Origin of the sequence: Actinospica acidithermotolerans (assembly GCF_018139625.1) — a bacterium.
GTDB classification, from domain to species: Bacteria; Actinomycetota; Actinomycetes; order Streptomycetales; family Catenulisporaceae; genus Actinospica; species Actinospica acidithermotolerans.
The window spans coordinates 76,459-101,449 of sequence record NZ_JAGSOH010000006.1; the positions used below are offsets into that span (position 1 = coordinate 76,459).

A 24,991-nucleotide genomic window follows, 5' to 3' on the forward strand; every position below is an offset into this window, starting at 1 on the left:
CCCCACACTGGGGCCTGTACGCGTGGACGCAAGCGCGGCCGTTCGGCATAGTCGAACGATCCCCGGCCCGCTACCATCGGGACCATGCCAGGCTCCGTCCAATCGATCGAGCGCGCAGCGGCCATCCTTCGCCTGCTCGCGCGGGGTTCCGGCCGGCTGGGCGTGGGCGAGATCTCCACCTCGCTGGGGCTCGCGAAGGGCACCACGCACGGCATCCTGAAGACGCTTCAGGACGTCGGCTTCGTGGAGCAGGACAAGGCGAGCGGCAAGTACCAGCTCGGCGCCACCCTGCTGCACCTGGGCACCAGCTACCTCGACGTCAACGAGCTGCGCTCGCGGGCGATCAACTGGGCCGACGCGCTGGCCTCGCGCAGCGGCGAGGCGGTCCGGATCGGCACCCCGCTGGACGGCAAGGTGCTGGTCGTGCACCACGTCTTCCGGCCGGACGACTCGCTCCAGACGCTGGACACCGGCACCCTGCTGCCGGTGCACGCCACCGCGCTCGGCAAGGTGCTGCTGGCCTACGACTCGGGCGTGGCCGCCGAGCTGGCCGGGGCGACGCTGGAGCAGTACACCCGGCGCACGCTGGTCACCCCGGCGGCGCTGCGCAAGGCGGTCGCCGAGGTGCGCGAGACGGGCTGGGCGGGGGAGGCGGAGGAGTTCGCCGCCGGCCAGGCCTCGATCGCCGCCCCGATCCGCGGGTACGGTGGCTACGTGGTCGGCGCGATCAGCATCGCCGGCTCGGTCGACCGGCTCTACCCGTCCGCGGGCCGGGTCGATCAGTCCCTCGTCACGTTCGTGCAGAACGCCTCCCGGGCCATCTCCCGGGACCTCGGCGCCGGTCGATGGTGACCGCCGCCGCCGGCCCGGCGCATCACGCACGTCACCACGTCCCGTCCGCCGCAACGACGCAGCGAAAGGCTTCCCGATGGTCGCGCGCTATGTAATGTCGGTCGATCAGGGCACGACGTCGACCCGGTGCATCCTGTTCGACCACGGCGGGCGGCTGGTCTCGGTGACCCAGCGGGAGCACCGGCAGCGCTATCCGAAGCCGGGCTGGGTCGAGCACGACGCCACCGAGATCTGGCGCAACCTCGAGCACATGGCGCCGGAGGCGCTCTCCCGCGCGGGAGTGGACGCGAGCCAGGTCGTGGCGCTGGGCATCGCGAACCAGCGCGAGACGACCGTGCTGTGGGACCGGCACACCGGCAACCCGGTCGGCCGCGCCGTGGTCTGGCAGGACACCCGCACCGACGAGCTCGTCGAGGAGTTCGCCGGGCAGCCGGGCGCCGAACTGGTGCTGGAGCGCTCCGGCCTGCCGCTGGCCACGTACTTCTCCGCGCCGCGGCTGCGCTGGCTGCTCGACCACACCCCGGGCCTGTACGAGCGGGCCGAGCGCGGCGACGTGCTGTTCGGCACGATGGAGAGCTGGCTGGTGTGGAACCTCACCGGCGGCGTGGACGGCGGCGTGCACGTGACCGACGTGACCAACGCGAGCCGCACGCTGCTGATGAACATCGAGACGCTGCGGTGGGACAAGGACCTGCTGGAGTTCTTCGGCATCCCGGCCGCGATGCTCCCGGAGATCCGCTCGAACGCCGAGCTCTACGGCACGGCCACCAAGGCCGTGCCCGGCGTGCGGATCAGCGCCGCGCTCGGCGACCAGCAGGCGGCGCTGTTCGGCCAGACCTGCTTCGCCCAGGGCGAGGCCAAGTGCACGTACGGCACCGGCAGCTTCCTGCTGCTCAACACCGGAACCGTGCCGGTCCGCTCCAGCCACGGCCTGCTCACCACGGTCGGCTACCGGATCGGCGACGAGCCGGCCGTCTACGCGCTCGAAGGCTCCATCGCGGTGACCGGCTCGCTGGTCCAGTGGTTCCGCGACAGCCTCGGCCTGATCACGACGGCCCCGGAGATCGAGACGTTGGCCCGCACGGTCGAGGACAACGGCGGGTGCTACATCGTTCCGGCGTTCTCCGGCCTGTTCGCCCCGCACTGGCGGGCCGACGCGCGCGGCATCATCGTCGGCCTGACCTCGTACATCACCAAGGGCCACCTGGCCCGCGCGGTGCTGGAGGCGACCGGCTGGCAGACCCGCGAGGTGGTCGACGCGATGAACGCCGACTCGGGCCTCGAGCTCAGCACCCTGAAGGTGGACGGCGGGATGACCGCCGACAACCTGCTGATGCAGTTCATCGCGGACGTGCTGCCCGCCCCCGTGGTGCGGCCGATGGTGGCCGAGACCGTCTCGCTCGGCGCCGCGTACGCCGCGGGCCTGGCCGTCGGCTACTGGCCCGACCTCGAAGGACTGCGCCGGAACTGGCACCGCGCCGCCCAGTGGCTGCCCTCGATGGACGCCGAGCGGCGCGAGAGCGAGTACGCGAACTGGAAGCGCGCCGTCGAGCGGACCTTCGGCTGGGTCCGCCCGAACCACACGGCCTAGCCGGAGCGCCCAGGCCGGCCCGGCGGGTCAGTGCCCGGACAGCCGCGGCAGGATGTGGACGGCCTCGCCGCTGTTCAGGCTGCGCTCGACCTCGAGCGCGCCCGAGCCGAGGATCAGCGGGTCCGGCGCCCTCGCGATCTCCGGCTCCTTGTTCGCGTACGGGAACAGGGACAGCACGTGCTGCATCGCGGCGAGCCTGGCCCGCTTCTTGTCGTTGCTCTTCACGACGGTCCACGGCGCGTCGGCGGTGTCCGTGTAGAAGAACATCGCCTCCTTCGCGTCCGTGTACTGATGCCAGCGCTCCAGCGACGCGAGGTCCATCGGGCTCAGCTTCCACTGCCGCACCGGGTCGACCTGGCGGATCAGGAAGCGGGTGCGCTGCTCGGCCTGCGAGACGGAGAACCAGAATTTCACCAGGTGCACGCCGTCGCGCACGAGCATCCGCTCGAACTCCGGCGCCTGCCGCATGAACTCCAGGTACTCGGCCGGATCGCAGAATCCCATCACCCGCTCGACACCGGCGCGGTTGTACCAGGAGCGGTCGAACAGGACTATCTCGCCCGCCGCGGGCAGGTGCGCGACGTAGCGCTGGAAGTACCACTGCGAGCGCTCGCGCTCCGTCGGCTTCTCCAGGGCGACCACGCGCGCCCCGCGCGGGTTCAGGTGCTCGGTGAAGCGCTTGATCGTGCCGCCCTTGCCCGCCGCGTCGCGCCCCTCGAACAGGATCACCAGCCGGCCGCCGGTCTCCTTGATCCAGTTCTGCAGCTTGAGCAGCTCGATCTGCAGCAGCCGCTTGTCGTGCTCGTACGCGGCGCGCGAGAGCCGCTCGTCGTAGGGGTAGTTCTCCCGCCAGGTGTCCACCGCGTTGCCGTCCGCGTCGACGAGGACCGGGTCGTCGTCGTCCTCGTCCACGACGTGCAGACCCTCGGTGCGGGTGACGTCCGCGAGATCCCATCGCCGCGCGTCGGCGTCCGTTTCTGCGCTCACAGGGGAAATATGCCGAACCCGCGATCTCGCCGTCCGAGCACACGCCGAACACTGGGCAAACTCCAGGTGTCCTTCGTGCTAGAGCTCGACCGAGAAGATCACCGCGCGGCCGTCCTGCGCCGCGGTCTCGAAGAAGGCTGCGATGCCCGCGACGTTGGCCCAGAGGTAGGCGAAGTCCTCCGCGCCGCGCACGCGCCCGTACCCGGGGAACTTGAGCGCCTCGTAACGCCGCCGCAGCCAGGCCGCGTCCACCGGCGCCAGGGCGTCGGCGACCGCCGAGACCTGGTCGGCGCGCACCAGCGAGACCAGGTACTCCGGGTCCTCGCACAGCTGCACGCCGCCGAGCACCGCGTGCGACAGGGGGAAGGAGCCGGCCGCCACGGACAGCGTCCCGTCGGTCAGGCAGCGGTGCAGCGGATCCCAGGCCTGGTCGGTGCCGAACAGGAAGCCCGGCTCCGACCGCTCCTCGATCTCCTCGACCAGCGCGATCACGGCCGCGTCGTCGTCCGCGGCGAGCAGTCGGGCCACGACGTCCTCGCCGATGGCGAGGTGCATCCCCAAGCCAGCCATTGCGCCGCGTCCTCTCCCCGGTGGGACTCCCGTCGCCTCGCAGGGAGCGTACCAGCGGCCGCCGACATCCGAGCGGGGTCCGTCCGTCAGCGCACGATGACGCACGACGGCGCGGGAACCGCGAGGACGGCGCCCGTCGCGCTCGGCACGCCGGTCCGCGGGTCGAGCGCGAACACGGTGACGTCGTTCGACTGCTGATTCGAGCAGAACAGCAGCGCGCCGTCGGGGGAGAGCACGATGTCGCGCGGCCACCTGCCGCCGGTCGGGACCACGGAGACCAGCTCGGGCTTGCGCGGGTCGCCGAGGCTGTAGGTGCGCAGGGTGTCCGGGCCGCGTACCGCCAGATGGAGGAACCGGCCGTCGTCGCTCACTCGAATGCCCGACGGGAAATCCTCGCCGAGCACGCCGCCGTCCACGATCGGCAGGTACGAGAGGGGATCGAGCTCGCCGGTCGCCGCGTCGTACGCGCAGACCGCGACCTCGAAGCCGAGCTCGCCGATCACGTACACGAGCTCGCCGTCCGGGTGGAAGGCCAGGTGGCGCGGGCCGAACGCCGGACGGAGCCTCGAGCGGGAGGCCTCGATCAGCGCGCCGCTCGCCGCGTCGACCTCGTACGCGTACACGGTGTCGGTGCCGAGGTCGATCGCGTGGACGAACCGGCCGTCCGGCCCCTCGGCGACCATGTGCGCGTGCGGACCGGCCTGCCGCTCGACGTACGGGCCCGAGCCGAGGTGCTGCGCGAAGCCGCTGCGCTCGCCGAGCGTGCCGTCCGCCGCGATCGGGTGGACGGCGACCGAGCCCGAGACGTAGTCCGCCGCGACCACGTGCGCACCGCCGTTGACGACCGCGGCGTGGCAGGTCCCCGACCCGCCGGTCGCCTGCGCGTTGAGCACGGTGAGATCGCCGGACCCGGCCACGGCCACGGCCAGCATCGCGCCCTGCTCGCCCTCGCAGGCCGCGTACACGAACCGGCCGTCCGGACTCGCCGCGAGCCAGGTCGGATCCACGTTCGGCGCGACCGACGTCACCCCGCGCAGCTCGATCCGGGTGCCGTCGGGCGTGACCGTGGCCCGGAAGATGCCGCGCTCCGGATCCTGGCCCTCGGTGTAGCTGCCGATCAGCAGCTCGAGGTTCCGCTCGTTCATCGGGAGACCTCCGAAACCACGGCGAGGGCGTCGATCTCGACGAGCATCTCAGCGTGCGGGAGGCCGGTGAACACGGTCGTGCGCGCGGGCAGGACGCCGCTGGGCACGTGCTCGGCGACGAACTCGCCGTACGCCTCGTTCATCGCCGCGAAGTCCTCGCGCGCGGTCAGGTAGACGCGGAACATGATCACGTCTTCGACACTCGCGCCGCCCGCCTCCAGGATCGCCCGCACGTTCTCCAGCGTGCGCAGCGTCTGCCCCTTGACGTCGCCGAGCGCGATGTAGCGGCCGAGCTCCGGATCCATCGGCCCCTGTCCGGCGACCTGCAGCATCGGGCCCTTGCGCACGCCCTGCGAGAAGGTGTGCGCGGGGGCCGGGGCCGCGTCGGTGCGGATCGCCGACTTCTGATCAGGCATCAGTGGTGTTCTGCTTTCTTGATCGGGTGTTCGTGCCAGCCGCAGTCGGCGGAGACCGCGGCCGTCGTCTTGAGCAGGTCCGGCAGGACGGCGAGCACCTGCTCGAAGTCGAGCAGCACCGCGGGCACCGAGATCGAGGCGGCGGCCACGACCCGGCCGCCCGCGTCCCGGATCGGCGCTCCGACGCAGTTGATGAAGGTCTCGTGCTCGCCATGATCCACGGCGTAGCCCTGCTCGGCCACCCGGGAGAGCTCGGCCAGCAGAGCTTCCGGGCCGGTCAGCGTGTTCGGCGTCATGGCCTCGTACTCGATCGACCCGGCCACGGCGCGCCGTTCGGCCTCGGGAAGCCCGGCGAGCAGCACCTTCGCGACGGCCGTGCAGTGCAGCCGCGCCCTCAGGCCGATCCGTGAGTACATCCGCACCGGGTGCCGCGAGTCGTACTTGTCTATGTACACGACCTCGCCGCCCTCGTACGCCGCGAGGTGCACCGTGTGCCCGGTCTCGCGGTTGAGCGCGGCGAGATGCGGCGCCGCCGTGGCACGCACCGGCCTTTGTTCGAGTGCGCGGCTGGAGAGCGCGAAAAGACCGGCGCCGAGGTGGTAGCGGTAGGCGGCGTCGCGGAAGACGAGCCGGTCGCCCTCAAGTGTGCGCAGCAGCCGCAGGACGGTGGTCTTGTGCACGTCGAGGAGCGCGGCCAGGTCGTCGAGCGAGCGCGGCCCTTCGCCGAGCTCGTTCAGCAGGCGCAGTGCACGGCTGAGGCTCTGGCTCACGACACTGCCCCTGCGAAGGCGCCCTCGCTCGCACGCAGCGCAGACCATTGGGATGCCGAACAGGAAAGCAGCACGTCGAGCTCGGCGGTCGTCGGCGGCGTTCCATGATCCCCGGCGACCATCAGCGCCGACGCGGCGCACACGTGCCCGAGCCGGAGGCGTCGCCGCTGGTCGTAGCCGCGCAGCAGCCCGGCCAGGTAGCCGGCTGCGAACGCGTCGCCCGCGCCTATCGGCTCGACGACCTCGACCGCGAGCGCGGGCTCGGTCACGACTCCGTCGTCGTCGAACGCCGTCACGCGATGCCCCGAGTCCTTCACGACAAGGACGCGCGGGCCCGGCAGCAGAGCACGCAGACGATGCGGATCATCGGTGCCGAACACCGCCTCGGCCTCGTCCGTGCCGAGCAGTACGACGTCGGCCCTGTCGGCGAGCTCGGCGAGTATCGCGGCCGGCCTGCCGGTGCCGAGGCCGTCCCACAGCCTGGGCCGCCAGTTGAGATCGAAGCTGACCAGCTGCCCGGGCCTGCGCCGGTCGAGCACGGCTTCGACGAGCCGTCGGCCGCCTTCGTGCCCGGCGCGGTATCCGAGCGCCGCCGTCACCCCGGTCAGGTGCACGAGCCGGGCCTCGCCGAGCAGAGCGGACGCTGCGGGCAGGTCCAGCGAATCCGGGCCGAGGACCGAGGCGGCCGAGTCGCTGCGGTAGTAGTGCAGCGTGCTGCTGCGGTCCCGGGCGATCTCCTTGACGTACAGGCCGGTGGGCCGCCGCGGATCGATCGCGACCGCCGAGGTGTCCACCCCTCGTTCCGCCAGCTGAGTGACGACGAGGCGGCCGAACCCGTCCGCGCCGAGCCGGCTGATCCACGCCGTCGGCACGCCGAGCGCCGCGAGCGCGCAGGCCACGTTGGATTCCGCGCCGCCCACGCCGCGCCGGAAGACCTCGGACTCCTCGAGCGGCCCGGCCTGCTCGGGGACGAGCACCGCCATCGTCTCGCCGATGCAGACGGCGTCTACCGGCACGCGCCCTCCTCAAGCTCTCCATTGACCTTCGTCGAGCCGTGATGCTACAAGTTCCGTATCACACTGCGCAATGTACGTTGCGTATTTTGCAACGCGACGGAGGTTGCCCGGATGCCTGCCCCGCACGGCGCGATCGACCACGAGGCCCTGTCCGCGCTCGCCGCCGAACCGCTCGACTGGCGGTTCAAAGCGGTCCCGGTCTCCGCCTGGGGCACGACCATCGGGGAATTCCTCGCCGGCCGCCCCCGGCTGTCCGACCTCGGCACCCCGCTGCTCACCCTCGACGCCCCGGCGCTGGACGCCAACCTCGCCGCCATGGTCGCGTACTGCGCCGACGCGGGGGTCGAACTCGCGCCGCACGGCAAGACGACGATGGCCCCGGAACTGTGGTCCCGGCAGCTCGCGGCCGGGGCACGGGGGATCACGGTCGCCAACGTGCCGCAACTGCGTGTCGGCCGCGCCTTCGGCGTGCGGCGGCTCTATCTGGCGAACGCGCTGGTCGATCCGGCCGCGATCCGATGGATCTCGGCCGAGCTCGACGCCGATCCCGCCTTCGGATTCAGCAGCTGGGTCGACTCGCGGCGCACCGTCGCGCTGATGGACGAGGCGTTGCGCGGCCGTGCTGCACAGCGACCGATCGACGTGTTCGTCGAGCTCGGAGCGCCCGGCGGACGCACCGGTGCGCGGTCGATCACCGAAGCGCTCGACGTCGCCGAGGCCATCGCCGCCACGCCCGCGCTCCGGCTGATCGGCGTCGCAGGGTACGAAGGCGTGGTCGCGCACGACGCCTCGCCCGAGAGCCTTCAAGCCGTACGGGATTACCTCCAGCGGCTGGCCGGACTCCACAGCAGGCTGCTGACGTCGGGCCTCTACGGCGACGTGGACACGGTGTGGCTCACGGCAGGCGGCAGCGCATTCTTCGACCAGGTCGTCGAGGTGCTCGGCCCGATGTCGACTCAGGGAACCAAGGTTCTGCTCCGCTCGGGCGCCTACCTCATTCACGACGACGGCTTCTACGCGGGAATCTCGCCCTTCTCGCGCGGCGTCGGCAAGCCGCTTGCCTCGGCCATGCACGGCTGGGCACGCGTGCTGTCCCGGCCGGAAGCGACACTGGCGCTGCTCGACGGCGGCAAGCGCGACTTCCCGTTCGACGAGGGCTTACCGATGCTCGACCCGATGCGCGGCTCGGTCACGTCGATCGTGGATCAGCACACGTTCGTCCGGCTCGACCCACGCTCCGATCTGGCCGTCGGCGACGTCGTCCGCCTTGGCCTGTCGCACCCGTGCACCGCATTCGACAAGTGGTCGCTGATCCCGGTCCTCGATGACGCCTCGGCCGCAGATCCGCTCGTCACCGGCCTGGTCAGGACGTACTTCTGATGTCCGGCACGCGGCTCGCCCTGCGCGGCGCGACGGTCGTCGACGGCACCGGCTCGCCCCGATACCGCGCCGACGTCGTGATCGCCGGGGGCCGGATCGCCGAGATCGCGAGCCCCGGCGCGCCGATCGTCGCCGACCGCTCGATCGACGTCGCAGGGCTCGTGCTCGCGCCGGGCTTCATCGACATGCACGCGCACTCCGATCTCGCGCTCCTCGCCGAGCCCGCGCACCTCGCCAAGATCAGCCAGGGTGTGACGCTCGAACTGCTCGGCCAGGACGGTCTCGCCTACGCCCCGGTCGACGATGCGACGCTGGACGACATCCGCCGGCAGATCTCCGGCTGGAACGGCGACCCCGAGGGCTTCGACTGGAACTGGCGCAGTGTGGGGGAGTACCTCGACCGCCTCGACTCCTCGGGGATCGCGACGAACGCCTGCTACCTCGTGCCGCACGGCTCGGTGCGCATGCTCGTGCTCGGATACGACGCACGCGTGCCGTCAGCGGACGAACTCGCGCGTATGCAGGCCATGGTCCGCACCGGCATGGCAGAGGGCGCGGTCGGCATCTCCTTCGGCCTCGGATACACGCCCGGGATGTACGCGGCCACCGCCGAGATCACCGAGCTGTGCCGCACCGTCGGCGAGTTGGGCGGATTCTTCGCACCGCACCACCGCTCGTATGGCGTAGGTGCCCTCGAGGCGTACGCCGAGATGATCGATGTGTCGCGCGCCTCCGGCTGCCCGCTGCACCTCTCGCACGCGACCATGAACTTCAACGTCAACCGCGGCCGGGCCGGCGAACTGCTCGCGCTGCTCGACGCCGCTATCGCAGAGGGCTGTGACATCAGCCTCGACACGTACCCCTACCTGCCCGGATCGACCACGCTCGCCGCGCTGCTGCCGAGCTGGACCTCGGCCGAAGGCCCCGGCGGCGTGCTCCGGCTGCTCAAGGACCCGGCCGCGTGCGCGCGCATCCGGGAGGACGTCGAGATCCGCGGATCCGACGGCTGCCACCGTGTCCCGATGGACTGGAGCACGATCCAGATCTCCGGCGTAGGGGACCCGGCGCTCACCCCGAACGTGGGCCGCACGATCGAGGAGCTGTCGCGGAGCAGCGGCCGGCCGGCCTTCGAGGTCTTCCGCGAGCTGCTGATCGCCGACAACCTCACGACCGCGATCCTGCACCTCGTGGGCCACGAGGAGAACGTCCGCGCGATCATGCGCCATCCGGCGCACACCGGCGGCAGCGACGGCCTGCTCGTCGGCACGCGGCCCCACCCGCGCGCCTGGGGAACCTTCCCGCGCTACCTCGGCCACTACACGCGCGAGCTCGGCGTACTCGGCCTGGAGGAGTGCGTGGCGCACCTGACCGGCAACGCGGCACGCAGGCTGCGGCTGCGCGATCGAGGGCTGATCCGGCCCGGGTACGCCGCCGACCTGGTGGCCTTCGAGGCCGAGGCGATCCGCGACACCGCCACCTACGAGAGCCCGCGGCAGCAGGCCGCAGGAGTTGAATACGTGTTCGTCAACGGCGTCGCAGCCCTCGCGGACGGCCGACCCACCGGAGCCGTCGCCGGCCGCGCCCTGCGCCGCGCCGCGGACGGGCTCGTCGACGAGGGGAAACCATGACTGACGATTCGGCGCTTTCCACCATAGCCGCGGACCGGATACTCGCCGTGGTCCGCGCCCCGCGCGTCCCCGACCCGGCAGAACTCTGCGCGGCGCTCGGCTCCGGCGGCATCCGCGCCGTCGAATTCACCTACACGACGCCCGGCCTGCCCGAAGTCCTCGCGGCGGCGGCGGCGGGCAGGAAGCCCGGCCAGCACATCGGCGCCGGGACCGTGGTGACCGCCGAACAGGCACACGCCGCGATCGACGCGGGCGCGGAGTTCCTGGTCACCCCCGCCGTGCTCCCAGAAGTCGCGACCGTCGCCGCACGCCACGCGATACCCGTCTTCCTCGGCGCCCTCACCCCGACCGAGGTGCTGAGGGCGATGGATCTCGGTGCGGCGGCCGTGAAGATCTTCCCCGCCTCGGCGCTCGGCCCGCGCTACCTCAAGGACCTGCGCGGCCCCTTCCCGGACGCCAGGCTGGTACCCTCCGGGGGCGTCAGCTCGGCGAACGCCCGCGACTTCCTCGGCCAGGGAGCCTTCGCAGTGTGCTGCGGAACCGAGGTGGTCCCGCCGGCGGCCGTCGCCGACGGGGGCCACGACGAGATCGCCCGCCTCGCGGAGCGCTTCGTCACCGCCGCGCTCGGCTGAAGCCCAGTGACGTATTTCACCCGGTTCGGATACGATCCCGACGATGCGCATCGCGACGTTCAACGTGCTCCACGGTCGGCCCGTGACCGACCCGCGCCGACCGCGGCGTCCCCCCGGCGACCGCGGGAATCCGCTGGTCGAGGCGGTCGCGGCGCTCGGCGCCGACGTCCTCGCGCTCCAGGAGCTCGACCGGTTCCAGCCGCGATCCGGCGACCTCGACCAGGCCGCGCTCGCCGCGTCGGCGATGGGCGCCGCCGACTGGCGCTACGCCACCGCGTACCACGGACGGTCGATACCTGAAGTCGGCTGGGTCCGGGACAGCCACGCGCCCGACCTGAGCGTCCACGGCCCCGCCGGCCCCGATCGCTCGACGCGCCTCCCATCGCAGGGAATCGCCTTGCTGTCGCGCTACCCGGTCACGGCCTGGCGTGTGCGCAGATTCGCCGGCGCGCCGGGCGGCATGCCGCTGCGTGTCGTCGGCCGCAGAGGGCTGACGATGGTCCGCGACCACGCGCGCGTCGCCATCGCCGCGGTACTCGACGGCCCGCGCGGACCGCTCACCGTCGTCGCGACGCACCTCTCCTTCGTGCCCGTCTGGAACCTGTGGCAGCTCACCGCGTTCACCCGGTGGATCGCCGACCTGCCGCACCCCCACCTGCTGCTCGGCGACCTCAACATCGCCGGCCCCCTTCCGCGCGCCGTACTGGCGGGCGGCGAACTCGCGGCCGGCCTGAGCCGCCCCGGCGCGTCGCTCGAGCACCGCTGGCACGACCTGGCCCGGACCGCGACGTATCCCGCACACCATCCGCGCATCCAACTCGACCGCGTCCTCGCCGCCGGCATCCCCCGTTCGGCCGTACGAGCCTTCGAAGCCCCCGAGACCGCGATCTCCGATCACCGCCCGTTGATCGTCGAGCTCCCCGACTGAGAGAAGTAACGGGACCCGCGCGGGCGATAAAACGTTCGAGTATGGAACTGCCTGGCATCCGTGGACTCGTGGTGCAGCGAAGTACCATCTGAACTGGCCTTTTCCGTGATCACGGGCATCCAGGTACCAGGGCGGCCTCCGGATACCACCGCGGCTGGTACCTGGCTGGTATCACGCGGACTGGGCTGCTCGCTGGGCCATCAGGTCCGCGACCTGCTGCACCGCGGCGGCCTGCGAGCCCGCGAGGACGTGGGCGTACGTGGCCAGCATCACCTGCACGCTGTGGCCGTGCCGCTCCGCCACCGTCTTGACGGGACGGGCGCGCCAGCGCCCTCGGGGGTCGCCGCCTTCGCGGTGGTCTTCGCGGTCATCTTCTTTCTCGCTTCCGATCTCGGTTTCCCAGCCGCCATCTGGCGGCTTGGTGATACCAGCATATCCATGCATTGAGTCAATGTAAACACTCTGAGCTGCAAGGATGCGTGAAGCCGGGAAAGGTGGCCGGTCAGGCATGGTCGTGCGAGGTGGCGTGGTGCCGGACCGGCCCGGATGATCTTGCTCGCGGCCCCGTGATGGACCCCGTGAGCAAGATCAGTATCGCGTTGGTATCAGGACTCTGAAAAAGGCCAGGTCAGGGACTGTCCACCTCGACAGAGGTCCAAATCGTTCGAGACTGTCGGCGGCGCTCTCTACAGTGGGTGGGCATGCGGACGAGCGAGGAGATCTACCACCGGGTGCGATGGGACCCGCGCTTCGATCCCGCGCGCTTCACGTTCGGGGTGAGTCGGCGCGAGGGCGGCGTCAAGCGCGTCGCGCTGGCCACGTTCGTGCCCGGCGGGGACATTCCCTGGCACCGCATCATGTTCGTCGAGGCCGACGGGCAGATCGTCTGGGACCGGGAGTCCGGAGTCGACCGGATCGACGCCTCGCGGGCCGGCCGCGTCACCCGCGAGCGGCGGCTGCGCGCGCCCTCGTTCCGCGCGTGCGTGCCGCATCGCTGGGACGAGCGTGCACAGGCCTGGCGTCCGGCGCCTGAGCCGTCCGCCGAGCTCACCGCCAGCGGGCCTTCCGCTATCCGAGTCCTGACGTGGAACACGCTGTGGGACCGCTACGACGCCGACCGGATCGATACGGCCGCCCGCCGGCCGCTGCTGCTCGATGTCCTGCGCGCCCGCCACCGCGCTGGTGATGCCGACGTGATCGCACTTCAGGAAGTCGAGGGGCCGCTGCTGGCCGTGCTCGCGCGCGAGGAGTGGGTGCGGGCGGGCTACACGTTCTGGGCGAACCCCGGGAAGGCGGCGGTCGATGACGACGGGCTGGTCCTGCTGAGCCGGTTGCCGGTGTTCGAGGCAGCCCGCTGTGTGCTCGGCCCGTACAAGGCCGCGCTTTTGATGACCGTGGCCGGTCCGGCCGGACCGCTCGTCGTCGCGACCACGCACCTGACGAGCAATCACACACCGAACGCGCAGTCGCGGCGGATGGCCGAACTGGCGGAACTGGCCGCGGCGTTCGGTGGCATAGACGCGGATCTGGTCGTCATGGGGGACTTCAACGACTCGACAGGCGAACCCGCTGCCGCGCTCGGACTCGCCGATGCGTGGACCGAGGCACGCGGCGGGCACGACGAGGCAGCCACGTTCGATCCGGGCCTCAACCCCTTGGCGGCGGTCAGTTCGCTGACGGGAAAGGCCGGCCGCCTCGACAGAGTCCTGTTCCGCGCACGCGGCGGGGGAGTGCGCGCGGCGGCCGCGTCGCTGGTCGGCGACGTGCCGGATGAGCGCGGGCTGTTTCCCTCGGACCACTTCGGTGTCACGGCCACCCTTACGCAGTCCGACACCGCCGGGCCCGGGCAGCAGGCGGGCCTCTTCGCGCCGCCGACGGCACGTACCGCGCTGGCCTGGATTCCGCCGCGTGAGCTGTGGCCGACGGTCAACGGCCTGCGTGAGCGCTACGACCCGCAGGTCGAGCGCTGGCCTCCGCACGTCAACGTCCTGTTCGGTTTCGTGCCGGAGCACGAGTTCGAGCGCGCCGCGCCACTGCTTGCCGAAGCTGCCGCGCGCGTCGCACCGTTCACCGCCCGGCTCGCCGGCGTCGAGACCTTCGGCCACCGGGACAGCGCAACCGTCTGGCTCGACCCGGCCGCAGCCGGCTCGGAGCCCTGGACCGCGCTGCACGCCGAGTTCCAGAAGCACTTTCCCGACTGCAGTGGCCGCGAGGACGGCTGCACGCCACACCTCACGCTCGGCCGCGCGGCGGATCCCGAGCGCGTGGCAGTATCGTGTGCCGCCGCGCTGCCCGCGATGACAGCCGAGGTCGGCAAGCTCGCGCTGCTCTCCCGGCGCGGCGACGAGCCGATGGGCGTCCGCGCCGAGGTCGAGCTCGGGACCGGGATGGTCACGTGGCTGGACGAGCCGATGCCCCCGGCGGAACATCCGCCGGCCACCGACTCCGCCAGCGCGCAACGCATTGTCGAACGCATCCAGGCTGCCCTCGACGACGCCGCGCTGCACCTCGTCGGCTCGAGACGAATGGGATGCGCACTGCCCGGCGCCGACGTGGACCTGGTCACCGACTTCCCCGGCGCGGTCGACTTGGGCGAGATCGGCCGCCGCCTGGTGCGCGCGCTGCCCGAGGCTACCCACGTGCGCCAGGTCGTCGGCGCGCGGGTGCCCGGGCTACGCCTCGATGTCGGCGGCCTCGGCGTCGATCTCGTCGTCGTGCCGAGCGGTAGTCCCGCGTACGCCGAGGCCGCCGCGATCGCGCTCAGCGCTCTGACCGACGCGGAAGCCGTGCTCGACGTCGTCCGTGCCGATCCCGCGACGTTCGCCCAGCTCGCGCGGCAGGTGAAGACGTGGGCCAAGGCGCGGGGGCTTGACTCGGCGCCGTTCGGCGGGCTGCCGGGCCTCGCTTGGGCTGTCCTCGCTGCGCGGACCGTCGCGCGGGGGACGGACGTGACCGTGGCAGGGTTTTTCGCGCAGTGGGCGGCGTGGGACTGGCGTCGGCCCGTCGCGCTCGACGGCGCAGCCGGTGAGCCGACGCCGGAGCCGGTCCGCGTCCTGACCCCGACCGCCCCCGTCCGCTCGTGTACCGCGCAGGTCGGTCCCGCAGCGCGCGACCTGCTCGTCGAGGAGCTCTATCGCGGCTGGGAACTCACCCAGACGGACCAGCCGTTCGAGGAGATTTCTCGGCGGCTGTGCGAGCCGCCGCCGCTGCACCGCCGGCACGCCGCGTGGGCGCTCGTCACCATCGAGGCGCTCCCCGGGAAAGACCTCGACGACGCGCTCGGCCGGGTACGTGGACGTATGCGTGCCCTGATCCTGCAGCTTGAGGCGGCGAGCTCGTCCGCGGCCATTCATGCCTGGCCGCGGCCACTGTCCGCCGATGCGCACGAGGTTCGGTATGCGATCGGCCTGGGCCGGACGCCGCTTGATCGGCGGGAGCTCGCGGAGATCGCCGAGAGTTGGGCGAAGGGTATGCGCGGCGTGCGGGTGGAATGGCGCGAGGGTGGCGAAGTGGGTTCGCTGACCGCTGTTGGTGTGTTCGAACGCTAGTGTCCACGATTCGGTCGTCCGGTTGTGTCACTTTCTGCGTGAGTATGATCCGCGAGTGGTGGTGGGACACGGGCGTTCAGAGCGCGTCCGTGCCCCATCCCGCGAGGCCGAGCTTCTCAATAGGGTGAGACGGGGCCGGCGGATCACGGCTCCGCCGTCCCGTTGTCCGCTTCCCACTGCTTGGCCAGACGCCTGGGTGCCCGGCAGAGCCAGGCCTCGATGATCAGCTCCTCCAGCTCCGCCCGGCCGATCCGCTCGAGCCGGACGAGGACCGCCGGATAACCGTCGAAGTGCGGGATGGTGAAGTAGATCTCCGGCTCGCTCGAGATCAGCGCGGCCCGCACGCCGACCTCCGGCACGCGCACGGCGAGAATTGTGCCGGGCGCGGGAGCTGCGTCTCCCAAGGCGTCGAGGTCCGCCGGACGCAGCGGCCGCTCCCAGACGAAGACGGCGCCGCGCACCCGCCAGGCCGTCGATCCCCAGTGCTCGCCCTCGGTTACCTCGGGCAGTGAGTTGGCGATGCGCCGTACGTCCTCCCACGTGGCCATGGACTCAGCTTAGGCACTGTCGGCCGCCTCGGCGCGGCATCCCGCCGCCGGGCGGTGATGGGCGCCAGTGTGGCGATGGATTCGGAAGCTCGGCACGGTCGGCTGCCTCGGCGCCGCACCCCGCTGCCGGGTGATGATCGGCGCTCGTGTGGTGATGGGCGCTCGTGTGGCGATGGTTTCGGTCTCGGCACGGTCGGCCGCCTCGGCGCCGCACCCCGCTGCCCGGTGATGATCGGCGCTCTGAAAAGATGGGCCGCACTATGACGACCCGGGCCGGCTGGCAGCTCCGCGGCGCGCGGGCGGCGGTCTTCGCTGCCGTGTGCGTGGGAGTCTCGGTGGCCGGGCACGTCTGGATGTCCGGCGACGCGATACCGCTCTGGGCCGTCGCGCTCGCCTTCGCCGCGCTCACGGCGTCCGGCTACGCATTGGCCGGCCGTCGGCCGCGCGGCGTCCTTTCGATCTCGGCGCTGATGCTGCTCGGCGAACTCGGCCAGCATTACCTGTTCGCCGCGGTTCAATCCGCGGCCACCGCGCCCGCCATGCCCGCGCCCGCCGCGTCCGAGTTCGTCTCCGGACGTGTCCTGCCCGCCTCGGCCTGGATCTGCGGCATGCCGGCCTCCGGCATGCGCCACGGCGGCATCGGCATGATCGCGGCGCACGTGGGCGCCGGACTGCTGAGCGCGTGGTGGCTGCGCAACGGCGACGCCGCGGTCTTCCAGCTGGTCCAGACGCTCGGCGTACTCGCGGCCCCGCTGCTCCTGCTCATCTGGCCGGACACGCTCGTCGTCCCCGACTTCCGGCGTCCTGCGCTGGCCGCCGACGCCCACGTGCGTGCTCGGTGCACCCGGCTGCTCTCCACGGTCGTGGCCCGTCGCGGCCCGCCGTTCTCTCGCATCTGCGCGATCTGACCGAATCACCCTCTTCTCTTTTCAAGCCCTGAATCTCTCCTGATCGTGGGGGCTCTTCGCCATGCGCTCTTCCCTGCCCGCAATCGCCGGGGTCGGCGTGCTGATGGCGGTTTCGACCGCCGGCTGCGCGTCCTCGACCCCGGGTCATCCGGCCACAGCCACAGTCACAGCCACGACCGCAGCCGCTGCTTCCGGTCCGCGCGGCTCCGCCTCCGTCGGCGAACTCGAGATCACCGACGCCTACATCCCCCAGCCCGCCTCGCCCGACGTCGCGGCCGCTTACTTCACCGTCACGGACGTCGGCAGCACGGGCGACGTGCTGCTGTCCGCGACCTCGACGCCCGCGTCGCAGACCTCGCTGATGCAGGAGTCCGACACGGGTGCCGACGCGGGCACGATGACCGACCTCCCCGGCGGCCTGTCCGTCCCGCCCAAGGGCGCGGTCGAACTGGGCCCTGGCGGCTACCACCTCATGCTCGACAATCCCGTCTCGGCTCTCAAGCAAGGCCAAACGGTTGTTCTGGCTCTCCGCTTCAAGTACGCGGGCACCGTAACGCTCAAGGTCCCGGTCACCTCGTTGCTCTCCGATGCCCAGACCGCCGCGATGCCCGGAATGTGAGTGATGGATTCCATGAAGCTTCGTACGATTCTCGCCACCACAATCGCCGTCGGACTGCTCGGCAGCGTCGGCGCCTGCGGCGCGTCCTCGTCCTCGGCGTCCTCCGGCGTCGTTGTCGACTCGACGCCGACTTCGATCTTCGACGGCGACCTGCTCAACCCGCCGTACGCCAAGCCGGACGTCACCCTCACCGACTCCTCCGGCAAGCAGTTCAACCTGGTCGAGGGCACGAAGGGCAAGGTCACGCTCGTCTACTTCGGCTACACGCACTGCCCGGACGTCTGCCCGACGACGATGGCCACGATCGCAGCGACCATGCGCACGCTGACCGCGGCGCAGGCCGCGCAGGTGGACGTCGTGTTCATCTCCTCCGACCCGAAGCGCGACACGCCGAGCGTGCTCAAGACGTGGCTCGGCCAGTACAACCCGACGTTCATCGGCCTGACCGGCGACTTCAGCAAGATCCAGAGCGCGGCGGCCACTCTCGGCGTCGATCTCGAGGCGCCGAGGGACACGAACGGCCAGTACACCGTGACTCATGGGGCCGAGGTCATCGCGTTCGACGCCAAGGGCAAGGGCGACCTGCTCTACACGTCCGGCACGAGCGTCCCCGAGTTCCAGCACGACATCCCGCTGCTGCTGGCGGGCCGTGATGGCTGAGATCACGCGGCGCACGTTGTTCGGGTACTCGGGTGCGGTCGGCGTGGTGGGCGCGGCCGCAACCGCCGGAGCGGCCGGTGCCGGTGGTCTCGTCGCCGGCGCCGTCCTCGGACGCGAGTCCGCCGCCGGCGCGGGCGCGACGGCTGACGGCAACCAGCAACTCGCGTTCTACGGCACACATCAGCCGGGCATCGAGGCGCCGGTTCAGGCCCAGGGCTGGCTGACGGCCTTCGACCTCAAGCCCGGTACGACCACCACTCAACTACGTGCGCTGATGCGCGAGTGGACGTCGATCGCCGCGGCGACGATGGCGGGCGAGCCGCTGCCGTCCGCCGACGACGCGATGGCCCTCGGGCGCGGTCCGGGCGCGCTGACCGTGACCGTGGGCGTCGGCGCGTCGCTGCTCACCAAGCTCGGCCTCGGCCACCGGATCCCGGAGGCGCTGACCCCGCTGCCGACGTTCCTCGGGGACGATCTGGACGCCGACGCGTCGAACGGCGACCTCGTCGTGCTCGTCGCGGCGAACGACGGGCTGGTCGCGGTGCACGCGCTGCGGGCCATGCAGCGCAGTGCCGCCGCCGTGGCCGGCCAGCGTTGGCAGGTCAACGGGTTCGGCGAGGCGGCCGGCGTGATGCCGAGTCCGACGGCGACCCCGCGCAACCTGATGGGCCAGCTCGACGGCACCGGCAACCCGAAGCCCGGCACCGCCGCGTTCGACCGGACCGTTTACGTTCCGGCCGACGGCGACCCCGCCTGGATGCGCGGCGGGACCTACCTCGTCTACCGGCGGATCAGAATGCTGCTCGATACGTGGGACGCCCTCGACCGGGGACAGCAGGAGGCCGCCATCGGCCGCGACAAGGCGACCGGCGCACCGCTGTCCGGCGGCACCGAGTTCACCGCGCCGGACTACGGGAAATTCAGCCCCGAGGGCGCGCTGCTGATCCCGCCCGGCTCGCACATCCGCCAGGCCAGTGCGCAGTTGAACGCCGGCGCGACGATCTACCGGCGTCCGCTGAGCTACTACAACGGCCGGCGCGCGGACGGCGCACCGGACGCCGGGCTGCACTTCCTCGCCTACCAGCGGGACCCGGCGAGCGGATTCACCGCGATCCAGCAGCGGCTCGCGGGCGCCGACACGCTCAGCACCTACATCCGGCACGAGGCCAGCGGCCTGTTCGCGATCCTGCCGGGTTGTTCGGAAGGAGGGTATCTGGGCGAGACTCTCCTGGAGAGTGCGTGATTTCGCGGTGGGCGCCCGGTGGCGGCAGCCGCGGAGTCAGCGCGGCGATTGCGTCGCCGCGGTGCCCACCCGGTCCCGGCCCAGCGCTTTGGCCGTGTAAAGGCCCGCGTCGGCGAGGGCGAACAGGTCCTCCGGCGACGTCTGCGTGTCGAGACTCGCCGCGACGCCCACGCTCACCGTGATCGGGTGCGCCCACCCGCGCGTCTGCGTGCGCACGGCGTCGCAGATCTCTTGCGCGCGGGCGAGGGCGTGGTCGGGGTCGCTGTCCGGGATCAGCACGCCGAACTCCTCGCCGCCGATGCGCCCGATGACGTCCATCGGGCGGAAGCCGTCGCTGAGCAGCGCGCCCAGCTGACGCAGCGTCTGATCGCCCACCTGGTGCCCCCACGAGTCGTTGACCTGCTTGAAGTGGTCGATGTCGATGAGCAGCAGGGCCATCGGCGGGCCGCCGCGCACGTGCCGCGAGTGCTCACGGGCCAGGGCCTCGTCGAAGCCGCGCCGGTTGACGAGCTCGGTGAGCGGATCCGTGCGCGCGAGGCTCGCGAGGGCGGCGCGCAGCCGGTTCGACTGGGCCTGCAGCCGCGACACCATCCAGCAGACGACCGCGAGCGATGCGATCACCTCCACCCACAGCACCAGCCCGTCCACGCCCCGGGCGGCCGAGGCGAGCACCCCGAACGCGAGGGCCACGACCCCGAGCGTGATCCAGGCCGTGCGCTTGGAGAGCACGGCGGCGGCGAACGCCACGGGCCAGGTGAGCAGCAGCGGGCCGAGCGGGCTCGGCGACCTGTCCACGGCCGTCGGGATGCACACCATGATCGCCGCGACCGACGGCAGGACGTTGATCAGCCAGGACGGCACCTTGCCGGGGGCGCGCAGCAGTAACAGGCCGAACAGCACCGCCAAGCCGCTCAGCAGGTAGTTGAGCAGCCGCGTCGTCGGCTGGAACGGTTCGTGCCGCAGGTCGGAGAGCGCCGTGATGCCGCTGACGAGCACCCCGGCCGCGATCATCAGCCAGCCCCCGACGTCGCGTGCCGCCCACTGCTCGGTGCCCCGGTCGCGCGCCTCGCCCGGCTCGCCGCGCCGTGCGGGCCGCCCAGCCTCCCCGGCGTTCATGCTCCGATCACATCATACGAAGGTGAGATCCGCAGGGCGACACCCGTCACGGGTTTGACGCGATTTCACTCCGATTCGTGCAGGCCGTGATCGTCCCGTCGTTGACGCCGGGACCGATTTAGTAAATGATCCTAACTATGAAGTGGGAGAGACAGGCGGCCGTCGGGACGGCGGCCGACGGAGCTGCTGCCGCGGTCGCGGCCATCGGCATCGACTTCGGCGGCACGAAGATCGAGGCCGCCCTCGCGCGCCCCGACGGCACGCTGCTGGACCGCGAGCGACTGGACACGGAAGCGCACCGAGGCCCGCGGCAAGCGCTGGAACGCACGGCCGACGCCGTCCGCCGCCTGGAAGCCCGAGCCCGTGAGACCTACGGCGTGACAGTCACGGGCTACGGCGCAGTGGCCCCCGGCATCGTGCAGAGCGACCGGATCCTGCTCACACCGAACCTGCCCGGCTGGGAAGACCTCGCCCTGGCCGCCGAGGTACAGCGACTTCTCGGCCTGGACCGCCCGCCGGCAGTCGGCAACGACGTACGCGCGGGAGCCCTGGCCGAGCTGAGGTTCGGCGCGCTACGCGGCACCGACCCCGGCCTGTACGTCAGCCTCGGCACCGGCGTCTCGGCCGCCGTGACGATCGGCGGACGCGTCCTGGCGGGTGCGAACCAGGCCGCCGGCGAGATCGCGTACATCGATCCGGGCGCCGGCCGTCATGGGGATTCGGCGGGGGCGCCGCTGGAGGAGATCATCGGCGGCCGCGCCCTCGGCGAACGCGCGAGCGCGCTCCTGGGCGAGACCGTGACCACCGCCGAACTCTTCGCCCGAGCCCGAACCGGCAGCGACAGCGCTGCGCGCACGATCGTGAACGACGCGCTCGCCGTGCTGGCGAGGTCGATCGCGAATATCGCGGCCCTGATCGACCCGGAGGTCGTCGTCATCGGCGGCGGCATGATGGCCTCGGCCGACGTGATCATCCCCGTGATCCGCAAGCGCCTGACCGACACGCTGCCCTTTCCGCCGCGCGTCGCTCCCGCTCACTTCACCCGAGACGCCTCACTGCACGGCGCCATCGCGCTCGCGCTGTCGTCGCAATCCGAAAAATCCCAGCTCACGACCGTAGGATGCAGAGTATGAGCACCAACATGGGCTCCGGCGCCAAGACAGGCTCCACGATGAGCTCCGAGATGGCCGAGCAGCCCCAGGTCCTCGCCCGCCTGGCCGCGCGCTTCGACTCGATCGCCGGCCAGGTCCGGGCAGCGGCCGCGCCCGACGGCCCGGTCAAGGGCGTGGCGTTCCTGGCCCGCGGTTCGTCCGACAACTCGGCGCTGCTCGGCCGTTACGCCATCGAGCAGCGGACCGGCCTGCCGACCAGCCTCGTCGCCCCGAGCATCGTCACCGTCTACCGGCAGGCGCCCGAGCTCTACCGCGGCTGGCTGCTCGTCGCCCTCTCCCAGTCCGGCCGCACCCCCGAGATCGTCGACATCGCCGCCCGCTACGCCGCCTGCGGCGCCACCGTCGCGGCCGTGACGAACGACCCGGACTCCGCTCTCGCCCGGGCCGCCCGCCTGCACGTGAGCCTCGACGCAGGCCCCGAACTCGCCGTTCCCGCGACGAAGACCGTGACCTCCCAGATGCTGGCGATCCTCGCCATCGCCGCCGGTCTGACCGACGAGAGCGAGACCGCCGGCTTCCAGGCCGACGTCGACCGTATCCCCGCCGCCTCGGCGACGATCCTCGCCGACCCGGAGCCCGTCGAGCGCGTCGCGAAGAGCCTCGCCGAACACCGCCGCCTGGCCGTCGTCGGCCGCGGAGCCTGCTACCCGGCAGCGCTGGAGACCGCGCTCAAGCTCCAGGAGACACTCGGCGTCATGGCGCACGGCTTCTCCAGCGCCGACTTCCGCCACGGCCCCATCGCCGTCTGCGGTCCCGACGCCCCGGCCGTGCTGCTCGCCGGCTCAGGCCCAGCCGACGACGACACGCGCGCCCTGCGCTCCGACCTGAGCGCCCGAGACGCCCGCGTCATCGAGTTCGGCACCGGCCCCGCCGCCGACGCCGAGTGGCCAGCCCTCGGAAGCATGGCCGAATGCATCCTCGCCACCATCCGCGGCCAGCAACTCGCCTCGGCCCTCGCCGCCCGCCTCGGCATCGACCCCGACGAGCCGACCGGCCTGAACAAGGTGACCCTGACCCACTGACCACGCAGCCGACCGTAGCCCGCGCGCCGTCGGGTAACCTCCCAAGCGTGGCGATCACTCCTTCCTCGGACGACTCCGTACTGCTGCGCACTGAAGGCCGCGCCGCCTACCTCACGTTGAACCGCCCAAAGGCGATCAACGCGCTCACCCACGCCATGGTGCTCCGGATGGGCGAGGCACTCGAAGCGTGGCAGGCGGACGCGTCGGTCCAGGCGGTCGTGATCACCGGCGCGGGAGAGCGCGGCCTATGCGCGGGCGGCGACATCCGCGCCGTCCGCGAAGCCGTGATCAGCGGCTCCCCGCGCGCGGCGGCCGAGTTCTGGCGTGACGAGTACATCCTCAACCTCGCCATCGCGCGCTATCCCAAGCCGTACGTCGCGATCATGGACGGCATCGTGATGGGCGGCGGCGTCGGCGTCTCCGCGCACGGCTCGGTCCGCGTCGTCACCGAGCGCTCGCTCGTCGCCATGCCCGAGACCGGTATCGGCTTCATCCCCGACGTCGGCGGCACGTACCTGCTCTCCCGCGCCCCCGGGGAGCTCGGCACCCACCTCGCGCTCACCGGCACCCCGGTCGGGGCGGGCGACGCAGTGCTCTGCGGCCTGGCCGACCACTTCATCCCCTCCGAGGACCTCGCGGCCTTCGCCGAAGCGCTGGCCACGGACGAAGTCGCCACCGCCCTCAAGTCCTTCACGGCCCCCGTTCCCGCCGCCCAACTCGCCGACCAGCGCGTGTGGATCGACGAGTGCTACGCCGCGGACACCGTCGAAGAGATCGTCGCCCGCCTCCGGCAGCATCCCGACCCCGCCGCGAACGCGACCGCCGCCACGATCCTCACCAAGTCCCCGACCGCCCTCAAGGTCACCCTCGCCGCCGTCCGCCGCGCCCGGGAGCTGCCCGATCTGCGGGCCGTCCTCGAACAGGAATTCCTCGTCTCCTGCTCCGGCCTCACCGAGCCCGACCTCGCCGAGGGTATCCGCGCCCAGGTCGTCGACAAGGACCGAGACCCCCACTGGGTCCCCGCCGCCCTGGCCGAGGTCCCGGACTCCGCGGTCGCCCGGTACTTCAGTCCGCCACGGGAAGGTGAGCGCCACAATTACCTCGGCCGCCTGTTCGCCTGATGGTGGAATTCCGGCGGAGGGGTCCTTCGGCGGCGACGCTGGCGTGGGTCGAGGAAGAGCTGGGCGGGCGGGTCGTGAACGCACGGCGGTTGACGGGGGGCATCGTCGCGGCGGTTCATCGGCTGACCGTCGAGCGGGCGCTGTCCGGGCGGCGGGAATTCGTGGTGCTGCGGCAATACGAGCAGCACGGGGACGGCGACGTCGCCCGGGAGGCCCGGATCCTCGCAGAGACGGGGGAGGCGGGCCTGCCGGCGCCCCGGCTGCTCGCGGTGAGCGCCACCGGTGCCGAGGCCGGTGGGCATCCGTCGGTTCTGATGACGCGAGTGGCCGGGCGGGCGGATCTGGCTCCCGCCGATCCCGGCCATTGGCTGGGGCAGATCGCGGACGTGGCGGCGCGTATCCACGAAGCGCCGATCGAGGCGCCCGCGTATGAACGGTGGATCGACCCTTCCCGGCTCGCCGTGCCGGCTTCCGCGACGCGGCCGGCGCTGTGGCGCGAGTTGGCGCGCGTGCTCAATGAGGCCGCTCCTCCCGCCGAGCCGCGCTTCATCCACCGGGACTTCCAGCACTTCAATCTGCTCTGGTCGCGCGGGCGGCTCACCGGCGTGGTGGACTGGGGCTCCGCCGCGTCGGGCCCGCCGGATATCGACGCCGGACACTGCCGGCTGAACCTGGCCGTGCTGTTCGGCGCAGACTGGGCCGAGCGGTTTCGCACGGCGTACGAGCGACGCGCCGGGCGCCGCGTCGATCCTTGGTGGGATCTGTACGCCATCGCTTCATACGACGACTCGTGGCAGCAGTTCATCCCGGTCCAGGTCGACGGCCGGGCGCGAGTCGATGTGGGCGGGATGACCGGGCGCGTCGAAGAACTCGTGCAGGCGGTCCTGCGCCGGCTCTGACGATCCCGGTCGGCAGTGGCGCGTGTCGTCGCGCCGATTCGGCGGGGAAGCGAAACAATGATTTCACGGCGGGTTCTCGCGGCGGTGACACTTGTAATCATTCGGGTACCGGGCGTGACATCGTGGAACGTCCGACTGGTCAGGGCGTTACAGCGCGGCACTCGATGCGTTCCCGGCGTTCTCCTACTGTTCAAGCATTCCAACCCCGCTCCCCGCCCCG

At 71.7% G+C, this 24,991-nt stretch carries 24 protein-coding genes; 15 read left to right on the plus strand and 9 right to left on the minus strand.

Going from position 1 to position 24,991, the window contains the following annotated elements; translation table 11 throughout:
* Positions 1–84: 84 nt before the first annotated feature.
* Together KDK95_RS04305 and glpK are read left to right on the plus strand one after the other, a co-directional pair.
* Complete coding sequence (locus KDK95_RS04305) at positions 85–852, plus strand: IclR family transcriptional regulator (RefSeq protein ID WP_212516667.1); 768 nt, start codon at positions 85–87, stop codon at positions 850–852.
* A gap of 76 nt (positions 853–928) precedes the next feature.
* Positions 929–2,443: a glycerol kinase GlpK gene (gene glpK, locus KDK95_RS04310; protein ID WP_212516668.1), complete on the plus strand. Its 1,515-nt coding sequence runs from the start codon at positions 929–931 to the stop codon at positions 2,441–2,443.
* Between the two features lie 27 nt (positions 2,444–2,470).
* Here glpK and ppk2 read toward each other — a convergent pair whose 3' ends face one another.
* The 6 genes from ppk2 to KDK95_RS04340 all read right to left on the minus strand — a co-directional run bounded on the left by ppk2 (position 2,471) and on the right by KDK95_RS04340 (position 7,347).
* Positions 2,471–3,430, minus strand: coding sequence for a polyphosphate kinase 2 (gene ppk2 / locus KDK95_RS04315; RefSeq protein ID WP_307844155.1), 960 nt, complete (start codon positions 3,428–3,430; stop codon positions 2,471–2,473).
* Between the two features lie 78 nt (positions 3,431–3,508).
* A complete protein-coding gene (locus KDK95_RS04320) occupies positions 3,509–4,000 on the minus strand; it encodes a DUF1877 family protein (RefSeq protein ID WP_212516669.1) in 492 nt (163 codons plus the stop codon).
* Positions 4,001–4,086: 86 nt separating this feature from the next.
* Positions 4,087–5,145, minus strand: a complete 1,059-nt coding sequence (locus KDK95_RS04325) for a lactonase family protein (protein ID WP_212516670.1) — start codon at positions 5,143–5,145, stop codon at positions 4,087–4,089.
* Entirely contained in the window at positions 5,142–5,561 is a 420-nt protein-coding gene (locus tag KDK95_RS04330) for a RidA family protein (RefSeq protein WP_212516671.1), read from the minus strand. The genes KDK95_RS04325 and KDK95_RS04330 overlap by 4 nt, the downstream gene beginning before the upstream one ends.
* Positions 5,561–6,331 (minus strand): IclR family transcriptional regulator, encoded by a 771-nt coding sequence (locus tag KDK95_RS04335; RefSeq protein WP_212516672.1) that lies wholly within the window; start codon positions 6,329–6,331, stop codon positions 5,561–5,563. Before KDK95_RS04335 ends, KDK95_RS04330 begins: the two co-directional genes overlap by 1 nt.
* Positions 6,328–7,347, minus strand: coding sequence for a sugar kinase (locus KDK95_RS04340; protein WP_307844156.1), 1,020 nt, complete (start codon positions 7,345–7,347; stop codon positions 6,328–6,330). The genes KDK95_RS04335 and KDK95_RS04340 overlap by 4 nt, the downstream gene beginning before the upstream one ends.
* Positions 7,348–7,458: 111 nt before the next feature.
* On the opposite strand from KDK95_RS04340, the gene KDK95_RS04345 reads away from it, so the two are divergent.
* From KDK95_RS04345 to KDK95_RS04360, 4 genes are read left to right on the plus strand one after another with little or no spacing between them, the layout of a single operon-like run.
* Positions 7,459–8,727, plus strand: a complete 1,269-nt coding sequence (locus tag KDK95_RS04345) for an alanine racemase (RefSeq protein WP_212516673.1) — start codon at positions 7,459–7,461, stop codon at positions 8,725–8,727.
* Positions 8,727–10,355 carry an N-acyl-D-amino-acid deacylase family protein gene (locus KDK95_RS04350; RefSeq protein ID WP_212516674.1) on the plus strand — a complete coding sequence of 543 codons (1,629 nt, stop codon included), beginning with the start codon at positions 8,727–8,729 and terminating at the stop codon, positions 10,353–10,355. Before KDK95_RS04345 ends, KDK95_RS04350 begins: the two co-directional genes overlap by 1 nt.
* Positions 10,352–10,987 carry a bifunctional 4-hydroxy-2-oxoglutarate aldolase/2-dehydro-3-deoxy-phosphogluconate aldolase gene (locus tag KDK95_RS04355; RefSeq protein WP_212516675.1) on the plus strand — a complete coding sequence of 212 codons (636 nt, stop codon included), beginning with the start codon at positions 10,352–10,354 and terminating at the stop codon, positions 10,985–10,987. Before KDK95_RS04350 ends, KDK95_RS04355 begins: the two co-directional genes overlap by 4 nt.
* 43 nt (positions 10,988–11,030) lie before the next feature.
* A complete protein-coding gene (locus tag KDK95_RS04360) occupies positions 11,031–11,915 on the plus strand; it encodes an endonuclease/exonuclease/phosphatase family protein (RefSeq protein ID WP_212516676.1) in 885 nt (294 codons plus the stop codon).
* 171 nt (positions 11,916–12,086) lie between these two features.
* Here the strand turns inward: KDK95_RS04360 and KDK95_RS36710 are convergent, their stop codons facing one another.
* Positions 12,087–12,218: a hypothetical protein gene (locus KDK95_RS36710; RefSeq protein WP_282971230.1), complete on the minus strand. Its 132-nt coding sequence runs from the start codon at positions 12,216–12,218 to the stop codon at positions 12,087–12,089.
* A 398-nt stretch (positions 12,219–12,616) separates the two neighbouring features.
* On the opposite strand from KDK95_RS36710, the gene KDK95_RS04365 reads away from it, so the two are divergent.
* Complete coding sequence (locus KDK95_RS04365) at positions 12,617–15,463, plus strand: poly(A) polymerase (protein ID WP_212516677.1); 2,847 nt, start codon at positions 12,617–12,619, stop codon at positions 15,461–15,463.
* Between the two features lie 143 nt (positions 15,464–15,606).
* Here KDK95_RS04365 and KDK95_RS04370 read toward each other — a convergent pair whose 3' ends face one another.
* Positions 15,607–16,011, minus strand: coding sequence for an MmcQ/YjbR family DNA-binding protein (locus KDK95_RS04370; protein ID WP_212516678.1), 405 nt, complete (start codon positions 16,009–16,011; stop codon positions 15,607–15,609).
* A 260-nt stretch (positions 16,012–16,271) separates the two neighbouring features.
* Here KDK95_RS04370 and KDK95_RS04375 point away from each other — a divergent pair, with 260 nt between their 5' ends.
* From KDK95_RS04375 to KDK95_RS04390, 4 genes are all read left to right on the plus strand, one after another.
* Positions 16,272–16,919, plus strand: a complete 648-nt coding sequence (locus tag KDK95_RS04375) for a hypothetical protein (protein WP_212516679.1) — start codon at positions 16,272–16,274, stop codon at positions 16,917–16,919.
* Between the two features lie 61 nt (positions 16,920–16,980).
* Positions 16,981–17,538 (plus strand): copper chaperone PCu(A)C, encoded by a 558-nt coding sequence (locus KDK95_RS04380; RefSeq protein ID WP_212516680.1) that lies wholly within the window; start codon positions 16,981–16,983, stop codon positions 17,536–17,538.
* A gap of 12 nt (positions 17,539–17,550) precedes the next feature.
* The gene (locus KDK95_RS04385) at positions 17,551–18,198 is read left to right on the plus strand and encodes an SCO family protein (protein ID WP_212516681.1); all 648 of its coding nucleotides are present in this window, start codon (positions 17,551–17,553) and stop codon (positions 18,196–18,198) included.
* Entirely contained in the window at positions 18,191–19,441 is a 1,251-nt protein-coding gene (locus tag KDK95_RS04390; RefSeq protein ID WP_212516682.1) for a Dyp-type peroxidase, read from the plus strand. Before KDK95_RS04385 ends, KDK95_RS04390 begins: the two co-directional genes overlap by 8 nt.
* A 36-nt stretch (positions 19,442–19,477) precedes the next feature.
* On the opposite strand, the gene KDK95_RS04395 is transcribed toward KDK95_RS04390, so the two are convergent.
* On the minus strand, positions 19,478–20,557 hold the full coding sequence (locus KDK95_RS04395; protein WP_212516683.1) for a GGDEF domain-containing protein: 1,080 nt from the start codon (positions 20,555–20,557) through the stop codon (positions 19,478–19,480).
* A gap of 137 nt (positions 20,558–20,694) precedes the next feature.
* On the opposite strand from KDK95_RS04395, the gene KDK95_RS04400 reads away from it, so the two are divergent.
* Genes KDK95_RS04400 through KDK95_RS04415 form a run of 4 tightly spaced genes read left to right on the plus strand, consistent with a single transcriptional unit; the run spans position 20,695 to position 24,771 of the window.
* Complete coding sequence (locus KDK95_RS04400; protein ID WP_212516684.1) at positions 20,695–21,690, plus strand: ROK family protein; 996 nt, start codon at positions 20,695–20,697, stop codon at positions 21,688–21,690.
* The gene (locus tag KDK95_RS04405; protein ID WP_212516685.1) at positions 21,687–22,751 is read left to right on the plus strand and encodes an SIS domain-containing protein; all 1,065 of its coding nucleotides are present in this window, start codon (positions 21,687–21,689) and stop codon (positions 22,749–22,751) included. Before KDK95_RS04400 ends, KDK95_RS04405 begins: the two co-directional genes overlap by 4 nt.
* 47 nt (positions 22,752–22,798) lie before the next feature.
* On the plus strand, positions 22,799–23,872 hold the full coding sequence (locus KDK95_RS04410; protein WP_212516686.1) for an enoyl-CoA hydratase/isomerase family protein: 1,074 nt from the start codon (positions 22,799–22,801) through the stop codon (positions 23,870–23,872).
* The gene (locus KDK95_RS04415; protein WP_212516687.1) at positions 23,872–24,771 is read left to right on the plus strand and encodes a phosphotransferase family protein; all 900 of its coding nucleotides are present in this window, start codon (positions 23,872–23,874) and stop codon (positions 24,769–24,771) included. The genes KDK95_RS04410 and KDK95_RS04415 overlap by 1 nt, the downstream gene beginning before the upstream one ends.
* The last annotated feature ends 220 nt before the right edge of the window (positions 24,772–24,991 follow it).